Annotated in this window: 16 protein-coding genes; 9 read left to right on the forward strand and 7 right to left on the reverse strand. The window is 61.8% G+C overall.

What is annotated here, in order from left to right:
• Positions 1 to 103: 103 nt before the first annotated feature.
• The 5 genes from ACQRBT_RS02300 to ACQRBT_RS02320 form a co-directional block, all read right to left on the reverse strand.
• Complete coding sequence (locus ACQRBT_RS02300; protein WP_412046643.1) at positions 104 to 1,261, reverse strand: phospholipase D-like domain-containing protein; 1,158 nt, start codon at positions 1,259 to 1,261, stop codon at positions 104 to 106.
• Between the two features lies 1 nt (position 1,262).
• Entirely contained in the window at positions 1,263 to 1,841 is a 579-nt protein-coding gene (locus ACQRBT_RS02305) for a YceI family protein (protein ID WP_161549730.1), read from the reverse strand.
• A 117-nt stretch (positions 1,842 to 1,958) separates the two neighbouring features.
• Positions 1,959 to 3,395, reverse strand: a complete 1,437-nt coding sequence (locus ACQRBT_RS02310; protein ID WP_412046644.1) for an amidase — start codon at positions 3,393 to 3,395, stop codon at positions 1,959 to 1,961.
• Positions 3,396 to 3,520: 125 nt separating this feature from the next.
• A complete protein-coding gene (locus ACQRBT_RS02315) occupies positions 3,521 to 3,835 on the reverse strand; it encodes an amidase (protein WP_104995753.1) in 315 nt (104 codons plus the stop codon).
• Positions 3,832 to 4,905 (reverse strand): serine hydrolase domain-containing protein, encoded by a 1,074-nt coding sequence (locus ACQRBT_RS02320; protein ID WP_205344798.1) that lies wholly within the window; start codon positions 4,903 to 4,905, stop codon positions 3,832 to 3,834. The genes ACQRBT_RS02315 and ACQRBT_RS02320 overlap by 4 nt, the downstream gene beginning before the upstream one ends.
• A 188-nt stretch (positions 4,906 to 5,093) precedes the next feature.
• Here ACQRBT_RS02320 and olsB point away from each other — a divergent pair, with 188 nt between their 5' ends.
• Both olsB and ACQRBT_RS02330 read left to right on the forward strand, forming a co-directional pair.
• Positions 5,094 to 5,849: an L-ornithine N(alpha)-acyltransferase gene (olsB, locus tag ACQRBT_RS02325; RefSeq protein WP_060753765.1), complete on the forward strand. Its 756-nt coding sequence runs from the start codon at positions 5,094 to 5,096 to the stop codon at positions 5,847 to 5,849.
• Complete coding sequence (locus ACQRBT_RS02330; RefSeq protein WP_060753766.1) at positions 5,849 to 6,640, forward strand: lysophospholipid acyltransferase family protein; 792 nt, start codon at positions 5,849 to 5,851, stop codon at positions 6,638 to 6,640. Before olsB ends, ACQRBT_RS02330 begins: the two co-directional genes overlap by 1 nt.
• Before the next feature lie 5 nt (positions 6,641 to 6,645).
• Here ACQRBT_RS02330 and ACQRBT_RS02335 read toward each other — a convergent pair whose 3' ends face one another.
• Positions 6,646 to 7,263, reverse strand: a complete 618-nt coding sequence (locus ACQRBT_RS02335; protein WP_412046645.1) for an ACP phosphodiesterase — start codon at positions 7,261 to 7,263, stop codon at positions 6,646 to 6,648.
• A gap of 153 nt (positions 7,264 to 7,416) precedes the next feature.
• On the opposite strand from ACQRBT_RS02335, the gene ACQRBT_RS02340 reads away from it, so the two are divergent.
• Genes ACQRBT_RS02340 through ACQRBT_RS02350 form a run of 3 tightly spaced genes read left to right on the forward strand, consistent with a single transcriptional unit; the run spans position 7,417 to position 10,006 of the window.
• A complete protein-coding gene (locus ACQRBT_RS02340) occupies positions 7,417 to 7,743 on the forward strand; it encodes an ArsR/SmtB family transcription factor (RefSeq protein ID WP_060753768.1) in 327 nt (108 codons plus the stop codon).
• Positions 7,744 to 7,756: 13 nt separating this feature from the next.
• On the forward strand, positions 7,757 to 8,923 hold the full coding sequence (locus tag ACQRBT_RS02345; protein ID WP_161549734.1) for an MFS transporter: 1,167 nt from the start codon (positions 7,757 to 7,759) through the stop codon (positions 8,921 to 8,923).
• A gap of 27 nt (positions 8,924 to 8,950) precedes the next feature.
• The gene (locus tag ACQRBT_RS02350) at positions 8,951 to 10,006 is read left to right on the forward strand and encodes an alkene reductase (protein WP_104995748.1); all 1,056 of its coding nucleotides are present in this window, start codon (positions 8,951 to 8,953) and stop codon (positions 10,004 to 10,006) included.
• 317 nt (positions 10,007 to 10,323) lie between these two features.
• Here ACQRBT_RS02350 and ACQRBT_RS02355 read toward each other — a convergent pair whose 3' ends face one another.
• Positions 10,324 to 10,956 carry a TetR family transcriptional regulator gene (locus ACQRBT_RS02355; RefSeq protein WP_060753771.1) on the reverse strand — a complete coding sequence of 211 codons (633 nt, stop codon included), beginning with the start codon at positions 10,954 to 10,956 and terminating at the stop codon, positions 10,324 to 10,326.
• Positions 10,957 to 11,221: 265 nt separating this feature from the next.
• On the opposite strand from ACQRBT_RS02355, the gene ACQRBT_RS02360 reads away from it, so the two are divergent.
• The 4 genes from ACQRBT_RS02360 to ACQRBT_RS02375 all read left to right on the forward strand — a co-directional run bounded on the left by ACQRBT_RS02360 (position 11,222) and on the right by ACQRBT_RS02375 (position 18,413).
• Positions 11,222 to 12,370, forward strand: coding sequence for an efflux RND transporter periplasmic adaptor subunit (locus ACQRBT_RS02360; protein ID WP_244384085.1), 1,149 nt, complete (start codon positions 11,222 to 11,224; stop codon positions 12,368 to 12,370).
• Between the two features lie 3 nt (positions 12,371 to 12,373).
• Positions 12,374 to 15,535, forward strand: a complete 3,162-nt coding sequence (locus ACQRBT_RS02365) for an efflux RND transporter permease subunit (protein WP_198762032.1) — start codon at positions 12,374 to 12,376, stop codon at positions 15,533 to 15,535.
• On the forward strand, positions 15,532 to 16,989 hold the full coding sequence (adeC, locus tag ACQRBT_RS02370; RefSeq protein WP_412046646.1) for an AdeC/AdeK/OprM family multidrug efflux complex outer membrane factor: 1,458 nt from the start codon (positions 15,532 to 15,534) through the stop codon (positions 16,987 to 16,989). The genes ACQRBT_RS02365 and adeC overlap by 4 nt, the downstream gene beginning before the upstream one ends.
• 173 nt (positions 16,990 to 17,162) lie before the next feature.
• Positions 17,163 to 18,413 carry an OprD family porin gene (locus ACQRBT_RS02375; RefSeq protein WP_104995745.1) on the forward strand — a complete coding sequence of 417 codons (1,251 nt, stop codon included), beginning with the start codon at positions 17,163 to 17,165 and terminating at the stop codon, positions 18,411 to 18,413.
• Positions 18,414 to 18,480: the final 67 nt, after the last annotated feature.

Consider the following 18,480-nt stretch of genomic DNA (forward strand, 5'->3'; position numbering starts at 1 on the left):
GAGCTTGCTCGCGAAAAACTCAAAGGCGCCGCGTTCATTCAGACAACACGCGTTATCGTTGAGGTTTTTCGCGAGCAAGCTCGCTCCTACAGAGGGCGACTTACTAGCCGCGCCTATCCAGCAAGTTCACCACCAACCGATCAATCCACCCCCACACCCGCTGTTTCACCCGTCGCCACAACGGCCGAGCCTTCCAGGCCTCCAGGCTCACCGCCTGGCTCTGCGCAAAGTCACGCTCGAAACTGCCCGCCACCGCCTGCGTCAATGCCGGGTCCAGCGCTTCGAGGTTGGCTTCCAGGTTGAAGCGCAGATTCCAGTGATCGAAATTGCACGAGCCCACGCTCACCCAGTCATCTACCAGCACCATTTTCAGGTGCAGGAAGCACGGTTGGTATTCGAAGATCTGCACACCCGAGCGCAGCAGGCGCGGGTAATAGCGGTGCCCGGCGTAACGCACGGACGGGTGATCGGTGCGCGGGCCTGTGAGCAACAAGCGCACATCCACGCCCCGCGCCGCCGCTCGACGCAGGGCACGACGCACGCCCCAGGTCGGCAAAAAGTACGGAGTGGCCAGCCAGATGCGTTGCTGGCTACGGTTCAGTGAGCGCAGCAGTGATTGCAAGATATCGCGGTGCTGACGGGCATCGGCATATGCCACCCGGCCAAGGCCCGGGCCTGTCGCCGGCACCTTGGGCAGGCGCGGCAAACCGAAATGGCGGGAGGCTTTCCACTCCCGGCGCGCCGCATTGGCCTGCCATTGGCGGTCGAACAACGCCTGCCAGTCCTGCACCAGTGGACCACTGATTTGCACCATCACCTCGTGCCAATCGGCGGTGTCGTTGCCCGGCGTCCAGAACTCATCCGTGGCCCCGGTGCCGCCCACAAACGCGTTGTGCCGGTCGATCAACAGGAGCTTGCGATGATCGCGGTACAAGTTGCCCATCCACCGGCGCCAGTTAAGGCGATTGTAAAACCGCAGCTCGACACCGGCGTCGATCAAGCGCTTACGCAGCCCAAGGGTAAATGCCAGGCTGCCGTAATCATCGAACAGACAACGCACCTGCACGCCACGTTCGGCGGCCACGACCAGCGCCTGCACCATGGCTTCGGCACACGCCCCGGCTTCCACCAGATAGAGTTCAAGGTCCACCTGCCGCTCAGCTCGGGCAATGCCCACCAGCATCTGCGGGAAAAAACTCGGCCCGTCGATCAGCAACTCGAAACGGTTGGCGCTGCGCCAAGGAAACACTGCGCCGCCCATGTCAGCGCGCCGAAAAGATCAGTACCGCACCCACCGGCACCGACAAGCTGATAGACGTGAGCCCGGCCGCCTTACGCAAGGCCGCAACACCCGGCATCAGCTCGAAATCCTCGGCGTGCACCACCACAGGTTGCAGGGTCACGACCTGGAACCGGCGATCATCCAGGCGCGTGGCGAGCAGCTCGGCACTGTAAGTCTGGGTCTTGCCATGCAGCGTGACCGCCAACGGCAGACGCAACTCCAACTGTGCGCCCGGCGCCAGATCGTTGATCGGTTGCAGGTTGATCTGCGCGTTGATCCGGGCTTCGGGGAAAGTCTTGATTTCAAACAGGTCATTACGCATGCGCTCATCGCGCAGGGGGATGCCACTGTTGATCGACTCCAGCTCCACCTCCAACTGCGCCGCGCCGTTGCCATCCACCTTGCCATGCAACACCAGGAAGCGATGCACTTCGGCAATTTCAGTGTTTTTGGTGGTCACGAACGACAGGCGCGAGGACTCGTTATCCAGGTACCAATCGGCATGGGCAGGTAAGGCGGTGGCGGCCAGGAGGGCGAAGGCCAAGGGTTTGATTGACATTAACGACTCGCGGGGGAAAACCTGAGCGAACCTTAAGCGCAATGTCATGAACGGTGCAAATCCATTGTGGGGGGAGGCGCGCCAGGCCAACGCCAGGTCCTACGTCAACCAATCAACCTATCCCCCTAGACACGCAGGCGGTCGCCTCTGCACCCATTGCGTCAGTTGCTCATGGGCATACGCCAATTGCAGGACCGCGCGGTCGGCCTGGGCCGGGCCGATGATCTGCAGGCCCATGGGCAGGCCCTGGGGGTTGAAGCCCACCGGGATGCTCATGCTTGGCAGGCAGGCCAGGGTGGGGCCGATCACCACCTCCATCCAGCGATGGTAAGTGTCCATGTCACGCCCTGCCACCTGGCGCGGCCAGGGCTGTCGGGCATCGAAAGGGAATACTTGGGCCGTGGGCAACAACAGGAAATCGTAACGTTCGAACAGCTTGGCCAACGCGCGATACCACTCGCTGCGATCCACCGAGGCCTGATACACCTGCTGGGCACTCAAGCCCAGGCCACCCTCCACTTCCCATTGCGCCTCGGGCTTGAGCAAGGCGCGTTTTTTCGGGTTGGCGTAAGCCCCAGCCAGGTTGCCATGCACCAACCAGTGGCGATGTACCAGCCAACTACGCCACAGGCGCGCCATGGAAAAGTCCGGCAGGCAGCGTTCGACGTTGCAACCCAGCGTGGCGAAATCCCCGAGGGCCGATTCGCACAGGCTCATGATCCCGTCTTCCATCGGCAGGTAGCCGTTATAGTCGCCCAACCAGCCCAGGCGCGTGCCCTTGAAGTCACGCGCCAAGGGTTGGCCCAGGACGCGCGGATCGTCCTTGGATGACAACGGTACCCGAGGGTCATAACCCGCCTGGATGCTCAGCAGTTGCGCCACATCCGTCACGCTGCGGCCCATCGGGCCTTCGGTGCTCAATTGCTGCACGAACAGTTCCGGCACCGGCCCGTGGGGCACCCGGCCCTGGGACGGGCGCAAGCCGAACACATTGTTGAATGCCGCCGGGTTGCGCAACGAACCCATCATGTCGCTGCCATCGGCCACCGGCAGCATGCGCAGCGCCAGGGCCACGGCCGCCCCGCCGCTGCTGCCGCCTGCGACGCGGCTGGGGTCGTACGCGTTGCCGGTGGTGCCGAACAGCGTGTTGTAGGTCTGTGAGCCGAGGCCGAACTCCGGCACGTTGCTCTTGCCGATGATGATCGCGCCGCTGGCACGCACGCGTGCCACGCTGATCGCGTCTTCCATCGACACATGGTCGGCGAACAATGGCGAGCCGAGGGTCGTGCGTAACCCCTGGGTGGCCGCCAGGTCCTTGATCGCCTGGGGCATGCCATGCATCCAGCCACGGGACCGGCCCTGGGCCAATTCGCGATCACAGGCCCGCGCCTCGGCCAGCACCTCATCGGCTTCGCGCAGCGACACCAGCGCATTCACGCTCGGGTTGAAACGCTGGATCTGCGCCAGAAATGCCAGCATCACTTCTTCGCAGGAGACCTGCCGGGCGTGGATCGCCCGTGACAGTTGCGCGGCATCCCAATCAACAATACTCAAGGCCTCACCTCACTCGCAAACGATAGCGGCTACCTGGCAAACGCTACCTCATGCGTACAGTAAGCACACCGGCAACGTCAGCGTGCAAGCTGACAACAACGGCGTGTGCATACAGGTGTGAAACTTTAAGGCAACAGGCGGCAGCCCTGGCGGTCCCCCATCCACCGCGCAGTATGGGTGCGCCCCAACCCACTGGCGGTGACTTCACTGCGCTGCGGGTTATCGCTCAACGCATTGATCGGCACGTACTGCTTCACATACCCGCGGCAATAATCGGCCGGGTTGTTCTCCACATACCGGCACGAACAATATTCCTTGGCCGTGTACGCCGCGATGATGTCGGGGAAGGCTTGCAGGTTGACGCGCTCGTGCCAGATCCAACCCAGCAAGGCGAGCAACAACAGTAGAAACAGACTGGTAAACGGTCGACGGCGGATCATGGTTGCACCGCCGCAAGCACGCGTTTGAGCAATTCGTTATGGCGGTAGCTACCATCGCGGTCGTCGCCGTAACGCACGATCACCAAGTGTTCGTCGGGCATCACGAACAATGCCTGGCCCCAGTGACCGAGGGCGGCAAAGGTGTCGGCAGGGGCGTCGGGCCAGGGTTGCGGCACGCCTTTGTTAAGCCACCAATGCCCACCCGGCACCGCGTCGTCCTGGCCGGCTTTGTAGCGGTCGAACGGCTGGCGGTTGAAGGCGACCCAGTCTTTGCGCAGCAACTGCTGATCACCCCAGCGCCCGTCGCGCGCCATCAGCAGGCCGACCCGCGCCAGATCGCGGGCGGTGAGGTAGGCGTAGGACGAGGCGACAAAGGTTTCATTGGCATCGGTTTCCCACGTGGCGTTGTGAATGCCCAGCGGTTTGAACAGCGCGTCCCACGGGTAACTCATATAGGCCTTGTGACCGAGCATGCCTTTGAGGGCGGCGGAGAGGATATTGCTGTCGCCGCTGGAGTAACGGAACGCCTGGCCTGGCGGGTTGACGGACGCGGTGTCTGCGGCGAAGTCGGCCATATCGCCACGGCCGCGGGTGTAGAGCATTGCCACCACCGAGGAGTTCAGCGGGGCGTATTCATAGTCCTCCTGCCAGTCCAGGCCCGAGGCCCAGTGCAGCAAGTCGGCCATCGTCACCGTGGGGTGTTGTTTCATCGGCGGGTAAAAGCGCGCCACGGGGTCGCTCAGCTTGAAGCGGTTTTCGCCGTAGGCCACGCCGAGCACAGTGGCCATCAGGCTTTTACTGACGGACCACGTCAGGTGCGGCGTGCTGGCCGTGGTAGGCGCGCCGTAGCGCTCATAAATGATCTGGCCATCGCGGATCACCAGCAAGGCGTCGGTGCGGATGCCTTTGCGGGTGACGTCATCGCGGGCTGGGAATGCGTAGGCATCCAATGCATCGACAGCAGGGCCGGAAAGCGCTGTGCCCTTGGCCCATTCCTTGTCGGGCCAGGTTTCGGCGTGGGCGGTAACGGTGACGAACAGCAGGGCGACACACAGCAAGCCTCTGACCATAAACGCAGACTCAACAAGGGGGGCATTCGAGCCCGCGAGCCTAGCCGAGGCCGATGACAGATTTGCGACAAGCAGCCTGTCATCCAACCGTCACCGTAACTTCATGGAGATGACACCGAGGCTACATAGCCTGAGTTTGGACAAACAAGTCGACCGGCCGGTAAGTGGCCGGCACTCGGAGATTCGCCATGACTCAGATCGCCCGCATCAGCGACACCGGCAATGAACGCCGCCTGCAAGCCGAACGCCTGGTTGGCGCACAGGCGTTGCAGGAAGCCCAGGCCCTGCGGTTCAACGTGTTCAGCGGCGAGTTCAACGCCAAGCTGAAAGGTGCGGAACTGGGCCTGGACATGGATGATTATGATGTTCACTGCAGCCACATCGGCGTGCGTGATTTGAACAGCGGTCGACTGGTGGCGACCACCCGTTTGCTGGACCACCAGGCAGCCGGCACTCTGGGCCGCTTCTACAGTGAAGAAGAATTCAGCCTGCACGGCTTGTTGCATCTGCAAGGCCCGATCCTGGAGATCGGCCGCACGTGCGTCGACCCCGCTTACCGCAACGGCGGCACCATCGCGGTACTGTGGGGCGAGTTGGCCGAGGTGCTCAACGAGGGCGGCTACAGCTACCTGATGGGCTGCGCGAGCATCCCGATGCACGATGGCGGCATCCAGGCCCACGCGATCATGCAGCGCCTGCGCGAACGCTACCTGTGCAACGAACACTTGCGCGCCGAACCGAAAAAGCCGCTGCCGGCGCTGGACCTGCCGTCCAACGTCATCGCCGAGATGCCGCCCTTGCTCAAGGCGTATATGCGCCTGGGTGCGAAGATCTGCGGTGAGCCGTGCTGGGATGAAGACTTCCAGGTGGCCGACGTATTTATCCTGCTCAAGCGCGATGAGTTATGCCCGCGTTACGCCCGCCACTTCAAGGCGGCGATGTGATGAGCCGTCTGCGCGTCTATGGGCGCATTGCACGGGTGTTGCTGGTGGTGGCGCTGGGCTTGAGCATGGCCAGTGTCTTTGGGGTGTTCGAACGCCTGGGTGTCGCCAACTCGATGGTACGACGCCAGCGCTGGTCGCGATTCTTCATGGCGCGGTTGACAAACGCCCTGCCCTTTCGCGTGACGGTACACGGCGAGCTGCCGCAAACGCCGATGCTGTGGGTGAGTAATCACGTTTCCTGGACCGACATTCCGCTGCTGGGCATGGTCACGCCGATGTCGTTCCTGTCCAAGGCCGAAGTGCGCACCTGGCCGGTCGCCGGCTGGTTGGCGGCCAAGGCCGGCAGCCTGTTTATCCGCCGGGGCTCGGGCGACAGCCAGTTGATCCGCAAGCAGATGACCCGCCATCTGGAGCAGCAGCACCCACTGCTGATGTTCCCGGAGGGCACCACCACCGACGGGCGCAGCCTGCGTACCTTCCACGGACGTTTGCTGGCCAGTGCCATTGATGCCGAGGTGTCACTGCAACCGGTGGCCATTCGTTATCTGCGCGGCGGCCAGGTGGATCCGCTGGCACCGTTCATTGGCGATGATGATTTGCTCTCGCACCTGATGCGCCTGTTTGCCAATGACCAGGGCGATGTCGAGATTCATGTGCTCAAGCCGATTGCCTGTGCCGGCCAGGAACGCGCGGCATTGGCGTACCAGGCGCAACAAGCGGTGCAGAAAGCCTTGTTCGGGCCGCTGCCGGAGATCGAGCAGGTGGATGCACGGCCTGCATTCGCTGCCTGAATCGTTCAAATGTGGGAGGGGCCTGCTCCCTCCCACACTTGGCCTGATGCTGCCAGTTGGGTGCTGGCAAACGCCTGCAGTTGCGGATAGAACACCCGGAAGTCCTCACTCAACGGCTCATAGAGCATGCGCAACTCCTGCATCGCATTGCCCAGTTCTGCGGGCTGTGTCAGGCGCCGTGAGATCCCCCGCAACACCTGCTCCATCACCGCAAACTCGCGGTAGGAACCCAACCAGTCATCCGCCGCCATATAGGGGGCGATCTGCGCCAGGCGCCCTGGCAACTGCGGTTCGGCCGCCAGTACGCGATACACCTGCGAGGTGAAGCGCTCCAGCGGTTGGTCGGCATACACCAGCCAGTCCCGCGCCAGGCAGTGGTCGAAAAACACATCGAGGACGATCCCGGCATAACGCCGGCGGGTCAGGCTAAAGCGCGACAACGCCTGCCCCACCCGTGGGTGGCTGTCGGTGTAGCGGTCGATTGAGCGGTGCAGCGCAATGGCCGATTCGATTTGCGGACTGAACTGGCCCTGCAGGCGGCCTTTGACGAAGTCGCCATAGAGGCTGCCCAACAGTTGCGCAGGAAGTTGGCCGCCCAGGTGCAGATGTGCGAGATAATTCATGACGTGCAGTCTAACACTGCCGCCAACGTATCGTTATAACCCGATATACCGAATTGATCGGCATTAAGACCAAAATCATATTGGTATATCGGAATTCAACGATTTAAAGTTCGCCTCATCGCGATATAACGCTGCAAGCAACGAGCAACCGCCATGTCCATCGACCTCGACGAAATAATAAAAGCCCTGGCACACCCAGTACGACGAGACATCCTCACCTGGCTTAAAGACCCCAAGGTGCAGTTTCCCGAGCAACTGCATAACCACGAATACGGCATTTGCGCCGGGCAGATCGACCAGCGCTGCGGCTTGTCCCAGTCGACGGTGTCGGCCCACCTGGCCACCTTGCAACGGGCCGGTCTGATCAGCAGCCAGAAGGCTGGGCAGTGGCACTTTTTCAAACGCAACGAGGAAACCATCCAAGCCTTCCTCGCTGCGCTCATTACCGAACTCAGCGCTGACGATAAGGCAGCGCTGTAACAAGGACAGGATAATGCCTCTCTCGCTACTCATACTGGCCCTGAGCGCCTTTGCCATCGGCACCACCGAGTTCGTCATCATGGGCTTGTTGCCCGATGTGGCGGCAGACTTGGGTGTGTCGATTCCAGGTGCCGGCTGGCTGGTGACCGGCTACGCCCTGGGCGTGGCCATCGGCGCGCCCTTCATGGCATTGGCGACCGCCAAGCTGCCACGCAAGGCCGCCCTGGTAGTGCTGATGGGCATCTTCATTATCGGCAATCTGCTCTGCGCCCTGGCCAGCGACTACAACGTGCTGATGTTTGCCCGCGTGGTGACCGCGCTGTGCCACGGGGCCTTCTTCGGTATCGGTTCGGTGGTGGCCGCCAACCTGGTGCCCGCCAACAAGCGTGCCTCGGCCGTGGCGTTGATGTTCACCGGCTTGACCCTGGCCAACGTACTTGGCGTGCCATTGGGCACGGCGCTGGGGCAGGCAGCCGGCTGGCGCTCGACCTTCTGGGCCGTCACCGTGATTGGCGTGGTGGCGTTGATCGGTCTGATCCGCTTCCTGCCCGCCAAGCGTGATGAAGAAAAACTCGACATGCGCGCCGAACTCAAAGCGCTGCAGGGCGCCGGTATCTGGCTGTCGCTGAGCATGACCGCGCTGTTTTCAGCGTCCATGTTCACGCTCTTTACCTACGTCGCGCCGTTGCTGGGCGATGTCACCGGCGTGTCGCCCAAGGGCGTGACCTGGACGCTGTTGCTGATCGGCCTGGGCCTCACCCTGGGCAACATCATCGGCGGCAAGCTGGCGGACAAACGCCTGGGCGCCACCTTGATCGGCGTGTTCATCAGCATGGCGGTGGTTTCCACCGTACTGAGCTGGACCAGCACCGCACTGATCCCGACTGAAATCACCCTGTTCCTGTGGGCCACCGCTGCGTTCGCCGCCGTCCCTGCACTGCAAATCAACGTGGTGACCTTCGGCAAGGCTGCACCGAACCTGGTGTCCACCCTGAACATCGGCGCTTTCAATGTCGGCAACGCCCTCGGCGCCTGGGTGGGCGGCAGTGTGATTGCCCACGGCCTCGGCCTAACCAGCGTGCCCCTGGCCGCCGGTGCCCTGGCGGTGCTCGCGCTGCTGGTGACCTTGATGACTTTCCGTCAGGGCGGCGACGCCGACCTGGCCCCTGCGACCAACTGATCAACTTAATAGAGAGAGTGATTTCCCATGACGACTATTTTCGATCCGATCAAACTGGGCGACCTGGAACTGTCCAACCGTATCATCATGGCGCCGCTGACCCGTTGCCGCGCCGATGCCGGTCGCGTTCCCAATGCACTGATGGCCGAGTACTACGTGCAACGTGCTTCCGCCGGGCTGATCCTCAGCGAAGCCACTTCGGTCACGCCGATGGGCGTGGGCTACCCTGACACTCCGGGCATCTGGTCCAATGACCAAGTGCGTGGCTGGGCGAATGTCACCAAGGCCGTGCACGGCGCGGGCGGCAAGATTTTCCTGCAACTGTGGCACGTAGGGCGCATCTCGCATGAGTCCTACCTGAACGGCGAAACGCCGGTGGCCCCGAGCGCCATCCAGCCTAAAGGCCACGTCAGCCTGGTGCGCCCACTGGCCGACTACCCTACCCCGCGCGCCCTGGAAACCGCTGAAATCGCCGACATCGTCGACGCCTACCGCGTGGGTGCGGAAAACGCCAAGGCCGCAGGTTTTGACGGTGTGGAAATCCACGGCGCCAACGGCTACCTGCTCGACCAGTTCCTGCAAAGCAGCACCAACCAGCGTACCGACAACTATGGCGGCTCCCTGGAAAACCGTGCGCGCCTGCTGCTGGAAGTGACCGACGCTGCGATTGAAGTCTGGGGTGCCGGCCGTGTGGGCGTACACCTGGCTCCACGCGCCGACTCCCATGACATGGGCGACGAGAACCTGGCGGAAACCTTCACCTACGTCGCGAGCGAACTGGGCAAGCGTGGTATCGCCTTCATCTGCTCCCGCGAAAAAGAAGGCGCCGACAGCCTCGGCCCACAGCTGAAAAAAGCCTTCGGCGGCCCGTACATCGCCAACGAGCGCTTCACCAAGGACAGCGCCAACGCCTGGCTGGCCGCCGGCAAGGCGGATGCGGTGGCCTTCGGCGTACCGTTCATTGCCAACCCGGACCTGCCGGCCCGTCTGAAGGCCGATGCGCCGCTGAACGAAGCGCACCCGGAAACCTTCTACGGCAAAGGCCCGGTGGGTTACATCGACTACCCGACGCTGGCGCTTTGAGCGTCACTCTGAATAAGTAGTACAACAATAAAATGTGGGAGGGGGCTTGCCCCCGATAGCGGTGTGTCAGCCAACGAATCAGGCGACTGACACTGTGCTATCGGGAGCAAGCCCCCTCCCACATTTTGCTTTGTATAGCCTATGAGGAAACATTCCTTCACAGGCTTGCAACAAAATCGCTACAAAATACTTAGGCGGCTACCTATCAACCGCCGGTCAGCCCATATATAAAGTCATCCTACCCATCACGCGAAGGAGCGATTGACTGTTTCTGGAATTTGCCGTTGACACAACTGGAAGCAATTACGCATTTTGTCTTAATTGCGCAGGCTGGGGCTCAGGCGCAGCATGTCCAGCCCTGCATCCACCCAACGCTCGGCGTCCTGGTGCAGTTGGAAGCTGTCAGGCACCAATAGCCATTGGCCAATCAAGCCGTGGATGTAGGCGTGGATGCACACGGCGCCACGGGTAGTGTCCAGGTTTTCCGGCAGTTGTCCCCGATTGACCGCGTTACGCAACGTCAGGCCGATGCGCAGGTTGCATTCAAGACTGTGGGTCTGGCGTTGGCGCCGCATGTCACACATTTCATCGGTGAACTCGCACTTATGAAACAGGATTTCGTTGATGCGCCGGGTTTTCGGGTCCAGGGCCACTTGATGATAAAGATGGATCAACAGCTTGCGCATACAGCCCAGCGGGTCGACTTCATCCTCGCTTTCACTCGCCCTGGCCAATTCGTCCAGGGGTTCGTGCAGTGTGTCCAGCAGTGCCTGGAACAAGTCGGACTTGTTACTGAAATGCCAGTAAATGGCACCGCGTGTCACGCCGGCCAGCGTGGCGATGTCCGCCAGCGTGGTCCGCGCGACGCCGCGCTGATAAAAGGCGTGCTCGGCGGCCTCGAGAATCTGGCTGCGCGTTTCCTGAGCTTCCTCTTTAGTGCGACGAACCATGGCAGTAAAACCTCAATCAGAACACTTGGGATGATCGGTAACGAGCATCTGAATAATTGTGGGACGACGCCGTCAGGGGCGCCGAACGTACTAGAATCGAGGCTTTCAGCGGTGCTTTGTCAACATTGCGCGAAGCCTGTCAAGAGTTTACAAACAACCATGAACGTAAGTATATTGCGTAGCAAGCTACTTATCTACTCACAGCTTGTTTTTTACCCTTCCACACTGCTTGTGCGCACTCTGCGCGCCTGACCCGAGGATCTTCATGCAACTTAAGCCAGCTGTTACCGCTCTGGTCACTGCCGTCGCCCTGGCATCGCTGCTCAGCGGATGTAAAAAGGAAGAAGCGGCTCCGCCCGCTCAAACCCCTCAGGTCGGCGTGGTCACCATTCAACCGCAAGCCTTTACCCTGACCACTGAACTGCCGGGCCGCACCACGGCTTACCGCATTGCGGAAGTCCGCCCCCAGGTCAATGGCATCATTCTCAAGCGCCTGTTCAAGGAAGGCGGCGACGTGAAGGAAGGGCAGCAGCTCTACCAGATCGACCCGTCGGTGTATGAAGCCACCCTGAAAAGCGCCCAAGCCAGCCTGACCCAGACCAAGTCCATCAGCGACCGCTACAAGCAGTTGGTCAATGAACAGGCCGTCAGTCGCCAGGAATACGACACCGCCGTGGCCAACCGCATGACCGCCGAAGCCAATGTGCAAACCGCCCAGATCAACGTGCGCTACACCAAAGTGTTCGCGCCGATCTCCGGGCGTATCGGCCGTTCTTCGGTGACCGAAGGCGCGCTGGTCAGCAATGGCCAGACCGATGCACTGGCGGTGATCCAGCAGTTGGACCCGATCTACGTCGACGTCACGCAGTCCTCGGCTGAAATGCTGAAACTGCGCCGCGACCTGGAAAGCGGCCAGCTGCAAAAAGCTGGCGACAACGCCGCCAAGGTCAAGCTGACCCTGGAAGACGGCACCGCCTACGGCCTGGACGGCAAGCTGGAGTTCTCGGAAGTGTCGGTCGACCAGACCACCGGTTCCGTGACCCTGCGCGCCGTGTTCCCCAACCCTGACCACACCCTGCTGCCAGGCATGTTCGTCCACGCCCAACTGCAAGCCGGTGTGAACAGCGAGGCTATCCTGGCACCGCAGCAAGGCGTGACCCGTGACCTCAAGGGCATCCCGACGGCACTGGTCGTGAATCAGGACAACAAGGTCGAACAGCGCGTCCTGGTCGCGAACCGCACTGCCGGGGCCTACTGGCTGGTTGAAAAAGGCCTCAAGGCCGGTGACCGCGTGATCACCGAGGGGCTGCAGTTCATCAAGCCGGGCATCGAAGTCAAGGTCAAGGACGCTGATAACGCTAAACCCGCCGGTACGGCTGCAGCACCTGCTGCCGCTGCTGGTAAAGGGGAGTAATTCATGTCGAAATTTTTTATCGACCGTCCCATTTTTGCCTGGGTAATCGCCCTGGTGATCATGCTGGTCGGGGCACTGTCGATCCTGAAGTTGCCCATCAACCAATACCCGGCCATCGCGCCAACCGCCATCGACATCCAGGTGACCTACCCAGGCGCGTCCGCACAAACCGTGCAGGACACCGTGGTGCAGGTCATCGAGCAACAGCTCAACGGTATCGACAACCTGCGTTATGTCGCCTCGGACAGTAACTCCGACGGCAGCATGACCATCACCGCGACGTTCAACCAGGGTACCAACCCGGACATCGCCCAGGTTCAGGTGCAGAACAAGCTGAACCTGGCGACCCCATTGCTGCCGCAAGAAGTGCAGCAGCAGGGTATCCGCGTGACCAAGTCGGTGAAGAACTTCCTGATGGTGATCGGTCTGGTGTCGGAAGACGGCAGCATGACCAAGGACGACCTGTCCAACTACATCGTTTCCAACATCCAGGACCCGATTTCCCGGACCGCCGGTGTGGGTGACTTCCAGGTGTTCGGTTCGCAATACGCCATGCGTATCTGGCTCGACCCGGCCAAGCTGAACAACTACCAGCTCACGCCGGTAGACGTCAGCAACGCCATCTCGGCCCAGAACGTCCAGGTCGCGACCGGCCAGTTGGGCGGCCTGCCTGCCCTGCCCGGCACCCAGCTGAACGCCACCATCATCGGCAAGACCCGTCTGCAAAGCGCCGAAGAGTTCGCCAAGATCCTGATGAAGGTGAACGCCGACGGCTCGCAGGTTCGCCTGGGCGACGTGGCTCGTATCGAGCTGGGTGGCCAGAACTACAGCATCAGTGCACAGTTCAACGGCAAGCCGGCCTCCGGTATGGCCATCAAGCTGGCAGCCGGCGCCAACGCCCTGGACACCGGCAAGGCGATCCGTGCCACCGTGGCCTCCCTGGAACCGTTCTTCCCGCCAGGCATGAAGGCGGTGGTGCCGTATGACACCACCCCGGTGGTGACCGAGTCGATCTCCGGGGTAGTCGACACCCTGGTCGAAGCGATCGTGCTGGTGTTCCTGGTGATGTTCCTGTTCCTGCAGAACTTCCGCGCCACCATCATCACTACCATGACGGTACCGGTGGTATTGCTGGGTACCTTCGGCATCCTCGCGGCAGCCGGCTTCACCATCAACACCCTGACCATGTTCGGCATGATCCTGGCCATCGGCTTGCTGGTGGACGATGCCATCGTCGTGGTGGAAAACGTCGAGCGGGTCATGGCCGAGGAACACCTCTCGCCCAAGGAGGCGACGGTCAAGTCCATGGGCCAGATCCAGGGTGCCCTGGTGGGTATTGCCCTGGTATTGTCGGCGGTACTCTTGCCGATGGCCTTCTTCGGTGGTTCCACCGGTGTGATCTACCGACAGTTCTCCATCACCATTGTTTCGGCGATGGCGTTGTCGGTACTGGTTGCCCTGATCTTTACCCCGGCCTTGTGCGCCACCATGCTCAAGCCGATCGACCCGGAAAAACACGGGCAACCCAAGCGCGGCTTCTTCGGCTGGTTCAACCGCACCTTTGATCGCGGCGTTCAGAAGTACGAGCGCGGCGTGGGCGGCATGATCAAGCACAAGATTCCAGCGTTCCTGGTGTATGCGCTGATCCTGGCCGGCATGATCTGGATGTTCACCCGTATTCCAAGCGCGTTCCTGCCAGAGGAAGACCAGGGTGTGATCTTTGCCCAGGTGCAGACGCCGGTCGGTTCGTCAGCTGAACGTACGCAAAAAGTCATCGACGACATGCGTGCCTTCCTGCTCAACGACAAGGAAGGCGAGCCGGGCGAAGGCAAGGCCGTGAAGTCGGTGTTTACCGTGAACGGCTTCAACTTCGCCGGCCGTGGCCAGAGCTCGGGCCTTGCGTTCGTGATGCTCAAGCCATGGGGCGAGCGGGATGCTTCGCAATCGGTGTTCGAGGTCGCGAAACGGGCCCAGGGTTACTTCTTCGGGGCCTTCAAGGACGCCATGGTCTTTGCCATCGTGCCGCCTTCGGTTCTGGAACTGGGTAACGCCACCGGTTTCGACGTGTTCCTGCAAGACCAGGGCGGCGTCGGCCACCAGAAGTTGATGGATGCGCGTAACCAGTTCCTCGGTGCCGCGGCGCAAAGCAAGATCCTGGCGGGCGTGCGCCCCAACGGCGTGAACGATGAGCCGCAGTACGAGCTGACCGTTGACGACGAAAAGGCCAGTGCCCAGGGCATCAGCCTGTCGGAAATCCAGCAGACCCTGGCGATTGCCCTGGGTGGCAGCTACGTCAACGACTTCATCGACCGTGGTCGTGTGAAGAAGGTGTACGTGCAGGGTGACGCGGCCAGCCGCATGTCGCCGGAAGACCTGGACAAATGGTACGTACGCAGCACCTCCGGGAAGATGGTGCCCCTGTCGGCCATCTCGTCGGGCAAGTGGATCTACGGCTCGCCCAAGCTCTCGCGTTACAACGGTGTAGCGGCGATGGAAATCCTCGGTACTCCGGCACCTGGTTACAGTACCGGTGACGCGATGGCGGAAGTCGAGCGCATTGCCAAGAGTCTGCCGGCCGGTGTCGGCTACTCGTGGACCGGCCTGTCGTATGAAGAACGCCTCTCCGGCTCCCAGGCGCCTGCGCTGTACGCCCTGTCGCTGCTGGTGGTGTTCCTGTGCCTCGCGGCCCTGTACGAAAGCTGGTCTATCCCGATTGCGGTGATTCTGGTGGTGCCGCTGGGTGTGATCGGTGCCTTGATCGCCACCAGCCTGCGCGGCCTGTCCAACGACGTGTTCTTCCAGGTGGGCCTGCTGGTAACCGTCGGTCTGGCGGCGAAAAACGCCATCCTGATCGTGGAGTTCGCCAAAGAGCTCCACGAACAGGGCAAGGGCATCGTCGAGGCCGCCATCGAAGCGTCCCGCATGCGTCTGCGCCCGATCATCATGACGTCCATGGCGTTCATGCTCGGCGTACTGCCGCTGGCGATTTCCACCGGCGCAGGTTCAGGCAGCCAGCATGCAATCGGTACCGGCGTGATCGGCGGTATGATCACGGCAACTGTCCTGGCGATCTTCTGGGTGCCACTGTTCTACGCAACCGTGTCCTCCGCCGGCGAACGCAAGAAGCCGGTGACTACTCAAACCCCTAAAGAGGCTGGCCAATGAGCAAGTCGCTAATTTCCCTGGCCGTCACCGCATTCGTGCTCAGTGGCTGCTCCTTGATACCTGACTACCAGCGCCCCGAAGCGCCGGTAGCTGCCCAGTTCCCGCAGGGGCCGGCGTATTCGTCGGCCCAGGCGCCGGGTCAGGCCGCTGCAGAGCAAGGCTGGAAGCAGTTTTTCCATGACCCTGCCCTGCAACAGCTGATCCAGACCGCGCTGGTGAACAACCGTGACCTGCGCGTCGCAGCCCTGAACATCGATGCGTATGCGGCGCAGTACCAGATCCAGCGTGCCGACCTGTTCCCGGCCGTTTCGGCCACGGGCAGCGGCACCCGCTCGCGCACTCCGGCCCGCCTGTCGCAGACCGGCGAAGCGAGCATCAACAGCCAATACTCGGCCGGCCTCGGGATCAGTTCGTATGAGCTGGACCTGTTCGGTCGCGTACGCAGCCTGAGTGAAGAAGCCCTGCAAAAGTACTTCGCCACTGAAGAAGCACGGCGCAGTACCCAGATCAGCCTGGTGGCCAGCGTGGCCAACGCCTACCTGACCTGGCAGGCTGACAAGGAACTGCTCAAGCTGACCCAGGACACCTTGGGCGCCTTCGAGGAGAGCTACCGGTTGACCTCGCGCAGCAACGAAGTCGGCGTGGCCTCGGCCCTCGACCTCAGCCAGTCGCGTACCTCGGTGGAAAACGCGCGCGTGCAGCTTGCCCGCTATACGCGCCAGGTGGCCCAGGACGAAAACAGCCTGACCTTGCTGCTGGGTACCGGCCTGCCGGCCAATCTGGCCAGCAAGCCGCTGTCGGATGACCTGCTCAGCGAAGTGCCGGCCGGCTTGCCGTCGGACCTGCTGCAACGGCGTCCCGACATCGTGCAGGCCGAGTACAACCTCAAGGCCGCCAACGCCAATATCGGCGCAGCCCGGGCAGCGTTCTTCCCGAGCATCAGCCTCACCGCCAGCGCCGGTACCGCCAGCCCTAACCTGGGCGGCCTGTTCAAAGGCGGTTCGGGCACCTGGTCGTTTGCCCCGCAGATCAACATCCCGATCTTCAACGCCGGTAGCCTGCGCGCAAGCCTGGACTACTCGAAGATCCAGAAAGAGATCAACGTGGCCAACTACGAGAAAGCCATCCAGACCGGCTTCCAGGAAGTCTCCGACGGCCTCGCCGCACGTGCGACCTACAAGCAGCAACTGGACGCCCAACGTGGTTTCGTCGCGGCCAACCAGGATTACTACCGCCTGGCCGAGCGTCGCTACCGCATTGGTGTCGACAGCAACCTGACGTTCCTCGACGCACAGCGCCAACTGTTCAGTGCCCAGCAATCGCTGATCACCGACCGCCTGGCGCAGCTGACCAGCGAGGTCAACCTGTACAAGGCCCTTGGCGGTGGCTGGAACGAACAGACGGCGAAGAACGAGCCGTTGAAAGAAGAAGCGCCGAAGATGAAGCTGTTCTGATCTGCGCGACGTAAACGAAGCCCACCTTTTGGTGGGCTTTTTATTTTGCATGCCTTCAACAGCTTCCGTTCGATCATCGCACACAACCCGCTCTCCCCCACTTTCAACGCTCCCATAGCGCCAAGCACCATGGCCGCCACCTGCACAACCCCAATAACAACAGGTCCAACGCCATGAGCACTTTCCACCCGCGCCAGCTGTTGCTGGCCACCGCTGTCGCCAGCCTTGCCCTCCCCGTGGTCGCCGAAGAACACGGCTTTCTCGAAGACGCCAGCGCCAACCTCAACCTGCGCAATTTCTTCTTCAACCGCAATTACACCAACCCGACCAAAAGCCAGGGCGGCGCGCAGGAGTGGACGCAGAGTTTCATCCTCGACGCCAAGTCCGGCTTTACCCAGGGCACCGTGGGCTTCGGCCTGGACGTGCTGGGCTTGTACTCACAGAAGCTCGACGGTGGACGCGGCACCGGCGGCACCCAACTGTTGCCGCTGGATCACGATGGCCGCCCGGCCGATAACTTCGGACGCCTCGGCGTGGCGTTCAAGACGCGCATTTCGAAGACCGAAGTGAAGGTCGGCGAATGGATGCCGGTACTGCCGATCCTGCGGGCCGACGACGGCCGCTCGCTGCCGCAGACCCTGCGCGGCGGGCAGATCACCTCCAAGGAGATCGACGGCCTGACGCTGTATGGCGGCCAGTTCCGCGCCAACAGCCCGCGTGACGACAGCAGCATGAGCGACATGTCCATGACCGGCAAAGCGGCGTTCACCTCCGACCGTTTCAACTTCCAAGGCGCGGAATACGCGTTCAATGACAAACGCACCCAGGTCGGCCTGTGGAACGCCCAGCTCAAGGACATCTACCGCCAGCAATTCGTCAACCTGATCCACAGCCAACCCGTGGGCGACTGGACCCTGGGCGCCAACCTTGGCTTTTTCTATGGCAAGGACGATGGCAGCGCCCGCGCCGGCAGCCTGGACAACAAGACCTGGTCCGGCCTGTTTTCCGCGCGGTACGGCGGCAACACTTTCTACGTCGGCCTGCAAAAACTCACCGGCAACAATGCCTGGATGCGCGTCAACGGCACCAGCGGCGGCACCCTGGCCAACGACAGCTACAACTCCAGCTACGACAACGCCCAAGAGAAATCCTGGCAAGTGCGCCACGACTACAATTTCGCCGCCCTCGGCATTCCGGGCCTGACCTTGATGAACCGCTACATCAGCGGCAGCAACGTGCACACCGGCACGATTACCGACGGCAAGGAGTGGGGGCGTGAAAGCGAAGTGGGCTACACCGTGCAGAGTGGAAGCCTGAAAAACCTCAACGTGCGCTGGCGCAATTCCACGATGCGCAGGGACTACAGCAACAACGAGTTCGATGAAAACCGCTTGATCGTCAGTTACCCGATCAGCCTGCTGTAAACCCAAGATACATTGACCCAGGAACGATTTGACACGCCCTGCCAACTTCTGGAGACCTCCACCTGGC

Origin of the sequence: Pseudomonas sp. R19M, assembly GCF_050312585.1 — a bacterium.
Classification (GTDB): domain Bacteria; phylum Pseudomonadota; class Gammaproteobacteria; order Pseudomonadales; family Pseudomonadaceae; genus Aquipseudomonas; species Aquipseudomonas palleroniana.

Coding starts and splice junctions, on each gene's coding strand:
- ACQRBT_RS02300 (WP_412046643.1), bottom strand. CDS start 1,261: ATGGGCGGCGCAGTGTTTCCTTGGCGCAGCGCCAACCGTTTCGAGTTG.
- ACQRBT_RS02305 (WP_161549730.1), bottom strand. CDS start 1,841: ATGTCAATCAAACCCTTGGCCTTCGCCCTCCTGGCCGCCACCGCCTTA.
- ACQRBT_RS02315 (WP_104995753.1), bottom strand. CDS start 3,835: ATGATCCGCCGTCGACCGTTTACCAGTCTGTTTCTACTGTTGTTGCTC.
- ACQRBT_RS02320 (WP_205344798.1), bottom strand. CDS start 4,905: ATGGTCAGAGGCTTGCTGTGTGTCGCCCTGCTGTTCGTCACCGTTACC.
- olsB (WP_060753765.1), top strand. CDS start 5,094: ATGACTCAGATCGCCCGCATCAGCGACACCGGCAATGAACGCCGCCTG.
- ACQRBT_RS02330 (WP_060753766.1), top strand. CDS start 5,849: ATGAGCCGTCTGCGCGTCTATGGGCGCATTGCACGGGTGTTGCTGGTG.
- ACQRBT_RS02335 (WP_412046645.1), bottom strand. CDS start 7,263: ATGAATTATCTCGCACATCTGCACCTGGGCGGCCAACTTCCTGCGCAA.
- ACQRBT_RS02340 (WP_060753768.1), top strand. CDS start 7,417: ATGTCCATCGACCTCGACGAAATAATAAAAGCCCTGGCACACCCAGTA.
- ACQRBT_RS02345 (WP_161549734.1), top strand. CDS start 7,757: ATGCCTCTCTCGCTACTCATACTGGCCCTGAGCGCCTTTGCCATCGGC.
- ACQRBT_RS02350 (WP_104995748.1), top strand. CDS start 8,951: ATGACGACTATTTTCGATCCGATCAAACTGGGCGACCTGGAACTGTCC.
- ACQRBT_RS02355 (WP_060753771.1), bottom strand. CDS start 10,956: ATGGTTCGTCGCACTAAAGAGGAAGCTCAGGAAACGCGCAGCCAGATT.
- ACQRBT_RS02360 (WP_244384085.1), top strand. CDS start 11,222: ATGCAACTTAAGCCAGCTGTTACCGCTCTGGTCACTGCCGTCGCCCTG.
- ACQRBT_RS02365 (WP_198762032.1), top strand. CDS start 12,374: ATGTCGAAATTTTTTATCGACCGTCCCATTTTTGCCTGGGTAATCGCC.
- adeC (WP_412046646.1), top strand. CDS start 15,532: ATGAGCAAGTCGCTAATTTCCCTGGCCGTCACCGCATTCGTGCTCAGT.
- ACQRBT_RS02375 (WP_104995745.1), top strand. CDS start 17,163: ATGAGCACTTTCCACCCGCGCCAGCTGTTGCTGGCCACCGCTGTCGCC.